This is a genomic window from Paenibacillus dendrobii (assembly GCF_009807035.1).
Lineage (GTDB): Bacteria > Bacillota > Bacilli > Paenibacillales > Paenibacillaceae > Paenibacillus_AQ > Paenibacillus_AQ dendrobii.
The window spans coordinates 993,666-1,007,101 of record NZ_WUBI01000001.1; the positions used below are offsets into that span (position 1 = coordinate 993,666).

At 46.2% G+C, this 13,436-nt stretch carries 10 protein-coding genes; 2 read left to right on the forward strand and 8 right to left on the reverse strand.

Features of this window, described 5'->3' with window-relative positions; all coding sequences use genetic code 11:
• The first annotated feature begins 60 nt into the window (after positions 1–60).
• Together GRF59_RS04215 and GRF59_RS04220 are read left to right on the forward strand one after the other, a co-directional pair.
• Positions 61–555, forward strand: a complete 495-nt coding sequence (locus GRF59_RS04215; protein WP_160496394.1) for a MarR family winged helix-turn-helix transcriptional regulator — start codon at positions 61–63, stop codon at positions 553–555.
• A 236-nt stretch (positions 556–791) separates the two neighbouring features.
• Entirely contained in the window at positions 792–2,282 is a 1,491-nt protein-coding gene (locus GRF59_RS04220; RefSeq protein WP_160496395.1) for a stalk domain-containing protein, read from the forward strand.
• A gap of 245 nt (positions 2,283–2,527) precedes the next feature.
• Here GRF59_RS04220 and GRF59_RS04225 read toward each other — a convergent pair whose 3' ends face one another.
• From GRF59_RS04225 to GRF59_RS04260, 8 genes are all read right to left on the reverse strand, one after another.
• Positions 2,528–2,962, reverse strand: coding sequence for a YciI family protein (locus GRF59_RS04225; RefSeq protein WP_160496396.1), 435 nt, complete (start codon positions 2,960–2,962; stop codon positions 2,528–2,530).
• A gap of 183 nt (positions 2,963–3,145) precedes the next feature.
• Entirely contained in the window at positions 3,146–3,955 is an 810-nt protein-coding gene (locus GRF59_RS04230; RefSeq protein WP_160496397.1) for an alpha/beta fold hydrolase, read from the reverse strand.
• Positions 3,956–4,238: 283 nt separating this feature from the next.
• Positions 4,239–5,663 carry a DUF4179 domain-containing protein gene (locus tag GRF59_RS04235; RefSeq protein WP_160496398.1) on the reverse strand — a complete coding sequence of 475 codons (1,425 nt, stop codon included), beginning with the start codon at positions 5,661–5,663 and terminating at the stop codon, positions 4,239–4,241.
• 16 nt (positions 5,664–5,679) lie between these two features.
• Positions 5,680–6,189 carry a sigma-70 family RNA polymerase sigma factor gene (locus GRF59_RS04240; RefSeq protein WP_160496399.1) on the reverse strand — a complete coding sequence of 170 codons (510 nt, stop codon included), beginning with the start codon at positions 6,187–6,189 and terminating at the stop codon, positions 5,680–5,682.
• Between the two features lie 245 nt (positions 6,190–6,434).
• Complete coding sequence (locus GRF59_RS04245; RefSeq protein ID WP_160496400.1) at positions 6,435–7,001, reverse strand: sugar O-acetyltransferase; 567 nt, start codon at positions 6,999–7,001, stop codon at positions 6,435–6,437.
• 21 nt (positions 7,002–7,022) lie between these two features.
• Positions 7,023–8,195, reverse strand: a complete 1,173-nt coding sequence (locus GRF59_RS04250) for an MFS transporter (RefSeq protein WP_160498110.1) — start codon at positions 8,193–8,195, stop codon at positions 7,023–7,025.
• Between the two features lie 53 nt (positions 8,196–8,248).
• Complete coding sequence (locus GRF59_RS04255) at positions 8,249–9,280, reverse strand: ROK family protein (RefSeq protein WP_160496401.1); 1,032 nt, start codon at positions 9,278–9,280, stop codon at positions 8,249–8,251.
• A 282-nt stretch (positions 9,281–9,562) separates the two neighbouring features.
• Complete coding sequence (locus tag GRF59_RS04260; protein WP_160496402.1) at positions 9,563–13,342, reverse strand: discoidin domain-containing protein; 3,780 nt, start codon at positions 13,340–13,342, stop codon at positions 9,563–9,565.
• Positions 13,343–13,436: the final 94 nt, after the last annotated feature.

Sequence of the window (13,436 nt, forward strand, 5' to 3'; positions counted from 1 at the left end):
CTCGCTTGGTATTTATCTTCCCTATCAAGATATTTTAATTTTAACAAGGAGGTTTGTCTAATGTCAAGCCAAAAGCAAGTTCAAACATCAGACTTGCAGGAACATTTTGTCTCGCTCATGCGAGGGTTGGGTACCCGAACGGTGCTATACCAACAAAATGTATCCACCTCTCTCGGATTATCCAATAACGATTACATCCCCGTCGATGTTTTGCGTGAGAAAGGCCCGATCACTGCCGGAGAGTTGTCCAAAATAACAGGGCTAACAACCGGAAGCATCACGAAATTAATTGACCGTCTTGAAAAAATCGGATATGTTCGCAGGCAAAATGATCCGAAGGATCGGCGCAAAGTCATCATCGTTCCACAATACGAACAAAAAGAAGAAGTCAGCAACACGTACATCCCACTGCACAACGCGATGGTTGCCCTCGCTTCCTCCTATACGGATGAAGAGCTTACTTTTATTTCGAATTTTCTAGAAAAAGCCAGTACAGTCATTGAAAATCAAATTCACCATATAAACTCGCCTTCAAGTGATAATTCATCCACCTGAGCTTTAGTCAAAAATGAAAAAGGACCCTATTTAGGTGCGTCAAGTGATTGACTTCCGGATAGAGTCCTTTTTGCATATCCCGCATATTATTCATCTTAATTCTAGACATTAACCACAGTTTTTCATAAAAAGGAAACTTATCCCACTCTCGCTGCGTCTAAATATTGGTAATGTTCCAATGAATTCAGTTAGCCAAATAGTTCAATTCAATTTAATAAGAGGAGTTCTGAAAAGCTATGAGAAAAAGCGCGATAGCTTTAAGTTTTATAGTCGGAATATCGTTAGCCGTTCATGCAAGGGTGGCATTTGCTGATACTTCATCTTCATCCGATATCGCTACGTATCATGCAGATTCGCTGATCAAAAAAGACGGAAGTTATTGGGTTTGGGGTTGGCAGCGTCCCGTACCCACTCAGATCTCCGAGGTGTCAGATGTAGCGGATTCTTGGGGTAACGGATATTTTCAGAAAAAGGACCAATCCGTATGGTTATGGCAATCCGCTTATCCGACCCCTACGGTCAAAATACTACCTGTTCAAGGATTAAGCCATATCGTGGATGTGTATGAAAACGGAAGAACGCTTGCTTGGGATACAGAAGGCAAGGTATATACTTCAGTCAAAACGAACGATGGATGGGACCGCACTCATTTTGAGCAAGTCGAAGGCATAGATCATGTGGCAGAGATTAAGGGAACATACGAATACAATGATAAGAAGGGCAATCTTCGCTTTATCTTTTTAAAGCAAGATGGGACGGTCTGGTATGCGAATGAAACGTTGCAGTCATTCGCACCCGTGCCAAGTCTCGAACATGTGACTCAGATTGAGGATAACATAGCGCTCAAGGAGGACGGTACCGTATGGACTTGGCCGGAAAAATACAGCGAAACTGAAGAGTTCCCAAGCGCGGTTACGGCGACCCCCATTAAATCATTAAGCAACATTAAGAGCATCAAGCATGACCACTATTCGTCCCTGGCCATCGACAACCAGCAGCGCTTATGGTTCTGGGGAGCCACGATCACAGGTGTATCCGACTTTACGACATTAAATGAACATCAGGACCCCATATTGCTGAAGGGAGTTAACAATGTCCAGGATGCTTCTATCGTTGAACGGTCTTTAGTTGTTTTAACTTCGGATCACCGCGTCTACATGACTTCGATCGGACAGGTGGATATGCCCTCCGATATAAGTTTCTCGCTCGTCGCAAGCGATGTAGCATCCATTCAAAATGGCCCAAGGCATATCATAATGCAAAAAACGGACGGATCTCTCTGGGGCTGGGGCATCAACAAAAATGCCGAGCTCGGTAATGGTAGCTACGAATTTATGGTTAGAGAACCGGTTCCGGTTCAAAAGCCGATTTCCATTTTCCTAAACGGAGAGAATGTAGGACTAACAAGCGGCGTCATTACGAAAAACAACCAAAATTTCGTCCCGCTTCGATCCGTATTCGAAAAACTGGGAGCTGAAATTACATTCGATGAAAAAAACAAAGTGGCGACGGTGACCCGTAAAGGTAAGGATCAACCGTCACTCACCATCCGTGTCAACGTGAAAACGGGAGATACAACGCTGGACAATGTCCCTGTCAAGCTTGAGAATAAACCGTTTAATCTGAATGGAACAGTGTACTTGCCGCTTCGATTTATTAGCGAAAAGCTGGGTGCTACGGTAGAATGGATCGCTGCGGATGAACGAATCGCCATCACCATGAAATAAGTACGTAAACAGCAACAACCTCGACCAAAGATGATACATCTAAAGGCGAGGTTGTTTACTTATATACACCGGTATACATTCATCATATCAGGTAGTTTACATAATTCCATTTCCGTTAATACATCATCAGTGTTAATCCATTCATTCCCTGTCGGGTAGATTCATCATACCGGGGCCGTATCCTTATAAATTCTGAATTCGGCCCAACCGTACATCCGTGTAAGGTATTTATCATAGGTGTAACATTATGCGTTTTTCTGTGCCTCAACCTGTTTGCGGAGCGCAGCTTCTTTTGCCAGTGATTCCGGATTATCTGTCAAATCTTCGGCTTCGAATACCTGTCTAAGCTCAATCTCGCCCTGTCCATACCCGTGAGGATCGGGCATGCGCAGTGCCCATTCAACAGCTTCTTCTCTGGATTTCACTTCTATTAGAGTATATCCGGCGATCATCTCCTTAGCCTCCGTGAAGGGTCCATCCATCATCTTCGGCTTTCCCCCGGGCTCCGGATAGGAAATCCGAATTCCCGTAGAGCTTGGATGAAGGCCGTCTCCAGCGAGCAATACGCCGGCTTTTACCAATTCCTCGTTATACTTCTGCATGGCATCGATAAGTTCCTGGCTTGGCAATACTCCTGCCTCGGAATCCGTTGTAGCTTTGACAATCATCATGAATCTCATATAAGTAAACCTCCATTATCTTTGATAGCAAGCGACTCTGTCATGGAACAGGATCATGAATCGCCTGCTTCTACTCATACAACGAATCGATTCCGATTAAATCGACATACATACCAAATTATTTTTTGAAAAGTTCTTGATAGGATACGATGATAATAAAATCTTGCAGATTGCTCGACTTGATTAAGCTCCTGCAAAAAAGGGAGTAATTTCCGACGAAATCATCTTCGCATTCAGTTTCTTGGTATGTCCAAGTCCCTTCTTGCTTCGGAGATGTGCATTGGAGAGTACATCGTCCAGAGCCCGCGCGCCATGCCGAAGCGATATCGGACTTTCGATGCCTTCGAGTATAAGTGTTGGCATCGTGACTCCCGGCCACTGATCTTTGGATAACGGCTTACCTTCCATGAATCCCTCCAGCAGTGCGGCATCATACGGTAAGGTGTGGGCAACGGACATCAGTCTTGACCATACGCCCGGCATCATTCGCATCATAGGAATGACAAAGGAAGGCACACCCATACCTTGGATCATGAAATATTTGACGGCCTCGCTCCTGCGATCCGAAGCGATTAATTCGCGCACATGTTCCACAAAATCCGTAGGTGTCTTATGATCGGCCGGATCGACAACGAATGGTGGTTCATGGAGAACCAATCGGGTAATATTCAATCCTCTCGCCGCAGCTTGGAGTGCCAAAACCGCTCCAGATGACAATCCGTACACATTTGCGGAACCCCCGGCTGCGTCAATGATAGCTTCCAGATCCTCGATTTCGCGCTCGACGGCATAGGTTTGCGAGTCCCCGCTATCTCCGCGACCTCGGCGGTCATAGTTGTAAACGGTATGCTTTTCGGCAAGCCGATTGGCCAATTCAATCTGTCCGGGAAACTTTCGGTAGCTAAATGCACCTGCGACCATAACGAGTGCCGGTCCATGGCCGGATTTGTCGTACGCGATTTTTGTACCATCTTTGGATATAGCGATGTTCATGGAATCTCTCCTTTGTTTGATTAAAAATTTAGTATTGATATTGTAGTTCCTTGCCTCTATAAGAACGACGAACGGCGGATGACCTAATCGACACATTCCAAAGAAAATTCGAATATTTTTTATTTTGGAAGCAAAATCGTTCAAAGCTGCGAAATCCAGCAACATCCTACTTGGGAACAATAATAGATATCTTCGTTGCAAAAAAAACCGAATCCTCCGATAGAGAATTCGGTTTTTGCGTGTTGTTTTATTTAATAAGCAGCAAATTTGAGTTTCTGCCTTCCTACTTCTTACTGGCCAATTCAACGGTTTGCGAATCCATGATCGGAACCCAATACTGCTTGACCTCGATGGTAAGCGGTTGCGGATAGTTTAACGCTCCCTTTCCAAAGTTATAAGGAGTTTCATCTTCCATCGTGTCTTCTTTTGTTGATGATATTGTTCCGCTATGACTTGTGCTTTTCGGTGACAGCATCTTATGCTGTTTACCATTTGCATCAGTAAAAGTGGGGGCTAACCACATACCTAAGCTCTCTGCAACTTGGGCTTGTTCGAGCTTTCGATAGAAATAAACTTCCTCATCATCTGCTTGCTGATCGGAAGGCAGAATTTGTAGTAAGTCGTCCGGTGCAGCCAGTATCTCTCTTTTCTTCAAATCGACGACTACTTTCAATTGATCCTTTTTCACTGCAGCGATACCGAATACTTTGAGCGAAGTCGTATCCAGTTGATCTAGTTGGCTGCTCTTGTATACCAAAGTAACTTTGGTATTATCCTTCAATACTTCTTCCGGATAATATAATTTTTCGGTATGATCTCCGCTTTTACCGATCACGACCGGATTGATCACTTTAAAAATCTGTTGGTCGTTGGCTTTGTCATATTCCAGGTCTACGTACGTATTTAGTGGAGTGAATCGTACTTGACTCACGTTGATTTTTTGTCCGTCGACCGTCAATGTCTCACTCGGATGATAGATCCGTTCCTCATCTTTCAGCGCTTTGGTATCGAGATCGAACTTAATATCTAATCCTTTTTCATATTTTTGACTAACGGTATCCCATATGTTAACACTCATCTTCGTGTCTTTACTGTAATCGACAGAAGGAAGAAGATTCGTGGTATATACATAATAAGCCGTTTCTCCAGGCATGATACGGTAACTGTTCCTTACACTTTTCGCCTCCGCTTTTGCAGACGGCGCTTCGACGTCTCCAAAGTACAATGAATCAATGACAGGACTCACCTGATGCTGCGTGTGATTTTGCACGCTGAACATAATAAAGGCCTTCCTCCCGTCCGAGACGGCACCAGCCACGTCCACGCGGTAGCCCTTTTTCTCCACACCCTGTTTGATTGGCTTCAACAGACCTTGCTCCATCGCCGCTGCAAATCCTTGATCTCTTTGCCCGATCGGACGGAACAATTCGAAATCGGTAACGCTGTTTGCGCTCGCCGTCTGGATCACCTTTTCTTCAACTTCATTAGCCGAAGAACCTATGCTTGCAAATATAATGATAACCGCCGCCGCTGCGGCAGCGACCGCGCCAATGCCGTACTTATAGATGCGCCTCATTTCACGCTTCCTTCCTTTGGATACACCGCCGCGAACGGCAGTCGTAATTTTTATTTCCCGGATCGCTTCGACATTCCTCTTCACGTCATTCACATCCTGCATCAGAACACGCTCTTCTTTATCAAGCACCATCGGCTCGCCTCCTTCCTTAGAGATAATTCCGAAGCTGCTTTAGTCCTTCCCGCAGCCAGGTTTTGATCGTGCCTTCAGGTCTTTTCAGTACTCTCGCAATTTCGGCAGTCGTCATATCCTGGTAGTATTTCAGCATTACGACATGCCTGTACTTCTTTTTCATCCGGTCCATAGCCCGTTCCAAGTCGATCCGATCACTGCTTTTCATTTCTTGGGCTGGTTCTTCCTCCATCTTTTCTACAGGAAACACACGCTTTTTGCGCCGGAGCTCGTCCATGCAGCAGTTAATGGTAATTCGAATCAGCCAAGGCGTGAAGGACTGAACGTCATTGAGCTTTTTACGTTTCAGCCAAGCCCGGCATGATGCTTCCTGTACCGCTTCCAGGGCATCCGCTTCGTTGCGCAGATAACTAAAGGCAATCGAATACAGTTTGCGCTGTTCACCGGAGAGGTATCGAAAGAATTGCTCTTCGTTCATCAGATCCCATTTCGCCTCTTTGACCTCGTGTATTGTATTTTCCACCATACACCATCTCCCCCTTTCTTTCTTTGTTTGCATCGGTACGTGGAAAAGCAGTCAAAGATAAGCTCTTTATAGTAAGACGCGGTAGAACGGAAAAACGATTGAATTTTATTTTTCTGTCAAAAAACAAAAAACGCATCCTAATGGACAGCGTCTTTGTTGAGATACTATGCAATGCTTACTTTTAGTATTGTTATTATACACCCGTTTTTCCAGAACATCCGAGCACGAAATGGATATGTATCCTATCAGAGCTCGATTTGTTTGATCATTTTTGCGGGATTCCCGCCTACGATCGTATTTGGAGCTACATCTTTCGTGACGACCGATCCAGAGGCTATCACCACATTATCCCCGACCGTAACCCCCGGGTTGATGACAGATCTTCCACCGATCCACACATTGTTTCCGATGGTAACAGGTTTTCCATACTCCGGTCCGGCAATACGCTCGAAAGGATGAATAGGATGCGTTGCCGTATAAATATGAACTCCCGGTGCAATAAAACAGTTGTCACCAATACGCACCTCGCAAACATCAAGGATGGTACAATCGAAATTGGCGTAGAAATTTTCCCCGACATGAATGTTGTAGCCGTAATCGCAACGGATATTAGGCTCCATAAACAAATTTTCACCAGTTGATCCAAACAGTTGTTTAAGCAGCTGCGTTCTTCGTTCCACTTCTGTTTCCGTTGTTTGATTGTAAATCCTTACTAGTTTTCGCGCATGATCCCGTTCCTGAGTAAGCTGGGAGTCGGAAGCCAAATAAAGCTCTCCGCTGATCATTTTTTCTTTTTCGGATTTGGTTGTCATCTTCTAAGATCCTTCCTTCTGTCAATTATTCATATTCATCCTTCCTGCCGATTCGGCAGGTGATGCAGCCCGCGATAGAAACCCGGCAATAACAACGCCAATGAAGACCGTTATCATCGCATGTAAGAGCCCTACATGCTCTCCTAGCCATCCTAAACCGGGAGGACCCACCAGAAAGGCTAGATATCCGGCAGTTGCCACAGCTCCAACTCTTGCTGCCGCTCCGCGAGGTTCGTCACCCGCAGCGGACAGTCCTACAGGAAAACCCAGAGATGCTCCAAGTCCCCATAATATGACGCCAATCATTGCAACGAGATAATGCTGTCCCCATATCACCAGCAGAATTCCGGAGGCTCCGATAATTGCGCATCCTCTTAAAACGGGCACTCTTCCGTATTTATCAAGCAAATAACCACCCGTGAATCTGCCGATCGTCATTGCAGTGACGAATACGCCATAGATAAATGATCCTGTTAGTGAATCCACGTGGTAACCGTCGACCATGGTAAGTGGAAGCCAATCATTCGCGGATCCTTCCGCAAAAGCCATGCCGAGCACGATCAATCCGATAAGTAACACGCGCCGTTCTTTCCAAACCGCAAGCTGCCGCATAAATGCAGATTTGGACTCAGCCGCCTCCTCTTTTCTTTCCTTGCCCGTATCTTCAGGGAGGAATCGAAACAGATATAGCGTTACCGCGGCAATCAGAATCGCTAATACACCAAAATGCATTGCAATAGGAATCCTTAATGCCGCAGCCGCTGAGCCAATGAATGCTCCCGCAAATGTACCGGCACTGAATGAACCATGAAATGCAGGCAGCAGCGTCTTATTTAAACGTTTTTCAACAGCAGCCCCTTCAACGTTCAAGGCAACCTCTGCACCTCCATAGCCGCAACCAAAAATAGCTAATCCAATAAACACAACGATACTCGATGAAAAAGCCGTTCCGATACCAATCGTCACAAACCCCGCTAAAATGGAAAGTGCACTTCCGAGGATAACCGGTCTTGCGCCCGTTCTTGCGATGATGTGGCCAGTACTGAGCAGCCCCAATAACGAACCTGCAGCCAGTCCGAACATGATGATTCCCATCTCTGCCGTTGAAGCCCCGAGAATGTCTCTAACCGTTGGTGTTCGTGATACCCAAGATGCAAAAGCGATGCCTGGAAGAGCGAATAAGAGAAACAGCATATTACGGACAATTTTGGGTGCAACGGCTTGTTTCTTTATTTTCAAAATAGGCTTTACCTCCGTTTTTCTACTAGCTGCAAATGATAGGTCAAGCTTTCGAGGGTCACCGCAATTAATCCGTTCATATAGTCCTCATGCGGATGTTCCAGAACAATCAGATGAGGCATATGTTCCTCCGGTATGCATTTCAGACAATGGTTAAATATGCTGCTCACATCTTCCTTTCGGAACTGTTCTCCTGTCAAAGCAATGGTTTCCGGGTTGATTACGGCGGTAATAGACATGATGGTATGGGCAGCCAAAGGGATCATGCTATCAGGCTGATTCAGCCGCTTCAATTGCTCCATACGGGAAATTCCGAAGGGCAAAAATGAAACCTCACCCGCAAAATTCGTGTTTCCTCTGTGAATTTGGCCGTTAACCATGATGCCGGAGCCAGGAAAATTATCCTTGATAAAGGTCAGGACAGCAATGGTCTTATCCTCATCATAATCCTGCTTATTATAGAATCCGTATACAGTCATATTCATATCGTTGTCCATGACGACCTCGATCTCGTATTTCTCTCTAAGCTGCGCTTCAAGAGGCACCTGTATTAATTCTTTAATGTCGCAAATATTAATGACTCCCTGATGAACTAGACCAGGTATTCCGATACCTGCAGCTTTGATCGTAGGATATTTCTCAATCAGAGTGCCAATGAGTTCATCGAAGGTTCCGGCATGAATCCGAGTAGGTGTTATGCTACCTTCTTCCACACGTTCGCCTACTGAATTGGCTACTGCGAATGAGATGGAATGCTGACCGCCTTCATTCGTGGCGAAGATGCAAACGATGTGAGAGAAATTGGCATTGTATACATACTGCCTTGCCGGTCGTCCTCCATGAGACTCTTCCAATTCAGTCTCCATGACTTCACCTGTTGCCAGCATTTCATTCAGAATGTTTCCGCAGGTCGCGACGCTTAATCCTGTTTCGGTAGAAATCATGGATTTCGTTGCTTGCTTCATCGATTTCAAAGCCTGCTTAATAAGCTCCTGATTAATTTTTTTTACGCGTATGGAATTGTTGGCCAGCCGACTCAATTTCACACCACCAATACTTTTAATAAGTCTTTTAATAAGTGTCGAGAATATTACCACTATAACGAATCCTCAAACGGATGTCTACCTTCGTTGACAGGTATTGAATTAATTCTATCCATTTACTCAAGACGGAACTTTAATGACAATCCAAGACTGTTGAACATACATTTCTCCGATCATTGAAGCTGTTATGTTCCTACAATGGATAAGAAACCCGCCGATAAACGGCGGGTTTCTTACGATCAACAATGCAAACTTTTTCATTTATTCATTCATCATTCGTTATTGGATGGTCAGGTTAAAGCCAGATTGAATATAATTCTTGTTCGGATAGGCAATGTTTTTCGTCGTTAAATTTTTGAATGTTGCTGAGCCATTACCGGTATACGTGTAGATCGCCGCACCCAAATGAGGTCCTGAGAATCGGGAAGTGGTAATTCCATCCAGGCCGGTGCCGTCAATGTTGATGTTGTTAAACATAATATTCTCAAAACCGCCGCCATATCCAAACTGGATCGCATCACGTTGAGTATTGATGATATCGATGTTGTTAAACGTCACGTTTCGGATGGCATCGTTGGAAGCTTCGAGATCAATCGCCCCCCGCTCCCCATTGTATAGGTCTTTGCTGGTACCGCTATTTATGATCGTCGTATCCGTAAATTGAATGCCGGTGTTGTTTTGGAAGTGATAGCCCGGGAACACCGTATTCATCCGGATTCCGGAGCCGCCAACCGTGTCGACGATCAGATTGTGATCAGCCTTGTGCCCGCTTCCGCCAAAGAAGGCTATTCCTCCTGCACGCCAATTATTCTCAATCGTGTTGAACGAGAACGTATTGTTGACACCCGCAGGGGCACCGTTCGTATTACTTGGCCATACAGCAAGAGCATCATCGCCGTTATTGCGAAGGCTGCTGTTACGTACAGTCGAATTGCTAGTTCCCTGCGAGAAGTTGATGCCATCGGCCAGGTTATTCCGTATCCGGCTGTTTTCGATCAGCAGCCCACTGGCATAGATAGCCGGCGTATGCGCATAATCACCCACCCAGAATCCGCATTCGAAATGCTCTACCCAGACATCATGAATCGTTGAGTTCGTACCGAAATTATCCATAAACCCTTTATATATCGCATTTTGACCATAACGCGAACGCAAATTCGAGTTCAGATAAATATTGCTGAAATCGAGCTGACCTTTGATCCGAAGGGAAATGCCCCCCGAAGCAGCGTTCGCATTGGTAAACTGGATGTTCGTATACCATTGGCCGGCCCCTGTTATTTTGAGATTATTGATCATATTGCTGGCGGAACCGATTTCCCACATGTTCCCCAGATGAAACGTTCCTTCAGGAATATATAATGTTTTGCCCGAAGATACTGCTGCATTGACCGCTGCTTTGAAAGCCGCCAAATCATCCTGGCCATCATTCGCTACTGCACCGTAATCCGTTACGGACACGGAGTTGGTCGGACGTGGGATTGCCGCTGGAATGGGCTCGATCTCAATAAAGTCAACGCCGTATTCCAGATTGTCTCCGTTGTTCTTCTGAATGCGGATAGTGTCACCTGGCTGTAGCGGGGTGTCCATCTTCCAGTGTACTTCATCGAACCGGAACAGCGGGCGACCTCCACCCGGAGCGTCAGCAGGCATATCGCCGGAGAAATATTGCCAGTTATAATAGGAAGACAACGATATGGTCTTGGCTTTGTTGCCATTCACATATACGTCCAGGGAACCCTTCAGCCCCATGCCATCGGATGAGTCAGGCATGGTAAATCTCATGGTCACGCCTGCCCCGCCTTGTCCTTGTTTGACAGTCCACTGCAAGTAAGAGCCATTGGATGGCAGCGCAATATAACGTTGTCCAGAAGCTTCAGAAGCCGTCAATGCTTGATCGAATGTTGGAGCGGTTTGCAGCGTCGCTCCGCCTCCACGGGTAGCATCATCCGTATCGTACCTGCTGTAAGGCATACTGGCCCCACGAGCCGAGTAGACGACAAGATTGCTAACGCTTGTATTGTTCGCCTGTTTACTCTCTGCTTCATTGGCATCTGCAGCGATCGTCGTAGTCACTGTATAGTTGCCATTGAGCGCAGTCCATGAGCCAGGAATATTTACATTTGCTGCCGCTCCGGCAGCCAAGCTTCCGTTATAGGAACCATTGAGCGTTTGAAGAACTTGACCTGCAGAATTTTTGAGAACAACAGTAATTGCATGATTACCGCTAGCGGTTGCCACGGTTCCCTGGTTCTTTATATTCACCGTAAAATTAACAGTGTTATTGGCCACCGGATTGCCAGGCGACCATGATACCGATCCCACCAAGTCAGAGCTGGCAATGGGTGCAACAACGAGCGGCGCCGCATTGGTGAAGCTATTATTCGATTTGTTCTGCTCGATAATGATGTTATTCTCGTCGACCTTGGCGCTTAATGTATATGTGGCGGCTGTTTTCACCCCCGCATTTAGTGAAACCGTTGTCGCCCCGCCCGCAGTCAATGCAGCTACAGGTGAGGAACCTGCCAATTCATTATTCAGGTAGAAATTGACTGTCGTTGCGGGAGAACTTGCATTACCAATATTTTTAACGGTGGCGTTCAACGTGATCGCATTGGCCTCCGTTGGTGACGCCGGAGACCAAGACATGTCCGTAATCGTCAAGTCAGGATTCGGTGCTGGAGTTCCAAACACTTGGAATTCTGCGATTTGTCCACCGGGAGCGCCGGTATTCGCCGTAATGTTCAATTGTATTTTTTTTACGGTTGCTGTAACCGGAATGGTGACTGAATTACCGGAAGCAGGGTTAAACGTGTAGGGTTGTGCAGATACCAGGTTCGTGAACGTCGTCCCGTTTTGGTCTTGACCGAGCACTTGTATCGTTTGAGTGCGGGTGCTCCATGCCGCTGAAGGGTTCAGTTTCAGCACGATGCCGGTAACATTGTGGTTAGCCCCAAGATCAATCGTCAATGTGCCGGGGTTACCACTGGCTTCCCAGTATGTGTTCGTATCGTTATCGTTCGCGTTTGCAGCTATAAACGATTGCGTACTGGAGGATGCCGTTATGGATTTACCGATTGCAATATTGCTGCCTTGTGGAGGTGTCGTTGGTGTTGTTGGTGTAGTGACGGTGTCCGCTACCTTGATTTGGTCAATATTAACATTGCCTGAATCACTTGCATCATATTGGTATGTAATCGTGTTGTTGCCGGACTTCAGGTCTAGGTTCTCTACCTGTGTTCCCCAGGCGTCCCAATTGGGCAGACTAGGAAGCGAGGTTTGGCGTATTTTCGTACCATTCACATAGATGCTTAATGTTTTCGTGCTGCCGCTGGCATTGGCATATTTCAAAGTTACATCGCGTAAGCCGGCTTCTGGCACGCCCACCGTAAAGGTCGCCGCTGCACCTTGTTTCGAATAACCGTCAACGAATCCGGTTCCTGTGTAACCTGTATGGTCGTTATTCACTTTTGCACCGCCCGACAGAACAGCAGATTCAGCCTCGTAAGTCCCTGCAGGCGGTGGATTTGTCGGTGGAGTGGTGTCGCTCGCACCATAGATCTCAAACTCGGACAGCTGCGCTGCAGGCCATGCAGTGTTGCCCGTAACATTCAGCCTTACATAACGCGTGTTCGTTGCCGCAAAGGCAATGGTGACCGTGTTGCCGGCAACCGCCGGATTAAATACATAATCCTTGGAGTCGACTATATTGGTAAACGCGGAGCCGTCCGTACTACCTTGAACAGCCAGTGTTTGGGTACGCGTTTCCCAGCCGGCAGGAAGCTTCAGTACAATTTGCTCAATACGAGTACTCGCCCCCAAATCCACTTGAATCCACTGTGGAAAAGCATTATTCGTACTTTCCCAGTAGGTGCTCGGATTATTATCCTTTACATTGTCCGGACTGTAGGTTTGGGACTGTCCGCTAGCTGTGACGCTTTTACCTATCGTAAGGTTAGGTCCACCAGCTGCAGTGACAAAACTAGCCGGGCCAGCAGCGAAGAAAAAGCTTGAAAATAGCATCGTTACGACAAGAGACCAAACGGTATATTTGTTGCGCATTCTACTCCTCCTCGGTCATATGTTAATGGAAACCTTAAACCCAAAATATTTGGTAGCGTTTTCAAATTTAATAACTGCCCGTCCTCCCCCTAAG

Coding starts and splice junctions, on each gene's coding strand:
- GRF59_RS04215 (WP_160496394.1), top strand. CDS start 61: ATGTCAAGCCAAAAGCAAGTTCAAACATCAGACTTGCAGGAACATTTT.
- GRF59_RS04220 (WP_160496395.1), top strand. CDS start 792: ATGAGAAAAAGCGCGATAGCTTTAAGTTTTATAGTCGGAATATCGTTA.
- GRF59_RS04225 (WP_160496396.1), bottom strand. CDS start 2,962: ATGAGATTCATGATGATTGTCAAAGCTACAACGGATTCCGAGGCAGGA.
- GRF59_RS04230 (WP_160496397.1), bottom strand. CDS start 3,955: ATGAACATCGCTATATCCAAAGATGGTACAAAAATCGCGTACGACAAA.
- GRF59_RS04235 (WP_160496398.1), bottom strand. CDS start 5,663: ATGGTGCTTGATAAAGAAGAGCGTGTTCTGATGCAGGATGTGAATGAC.
- GRF59_RS04240 (WP_160496399.1), bottom strand. CDS start 6,189: ATGGTGGAAAATACAATACACGAGGTCAAAGAGGCGAAATGGGATCTG.
- GRF59_RS04245 (WP_160496400.1), bottom strand. CDS start 7,001: ATGACAACCAAATCCGAAAAAGAAAAAATGATCAGCGGAGAGCTTTAT.
- GRF59_RS04250 (WP_160498110.1), bottom strand. CDS start 8,195: ATGCTGTTTCTCTTATTCGCTCTTCCAGGCATCGCTTTTGCATCTTGG.
- GRF59_RS04260 (WP_160496402.1), bottom strand. CDS start 13,342: ATGCGCAACAAATATACCGTTTGGTCTCTTGTCGTAACGATGCTATTT.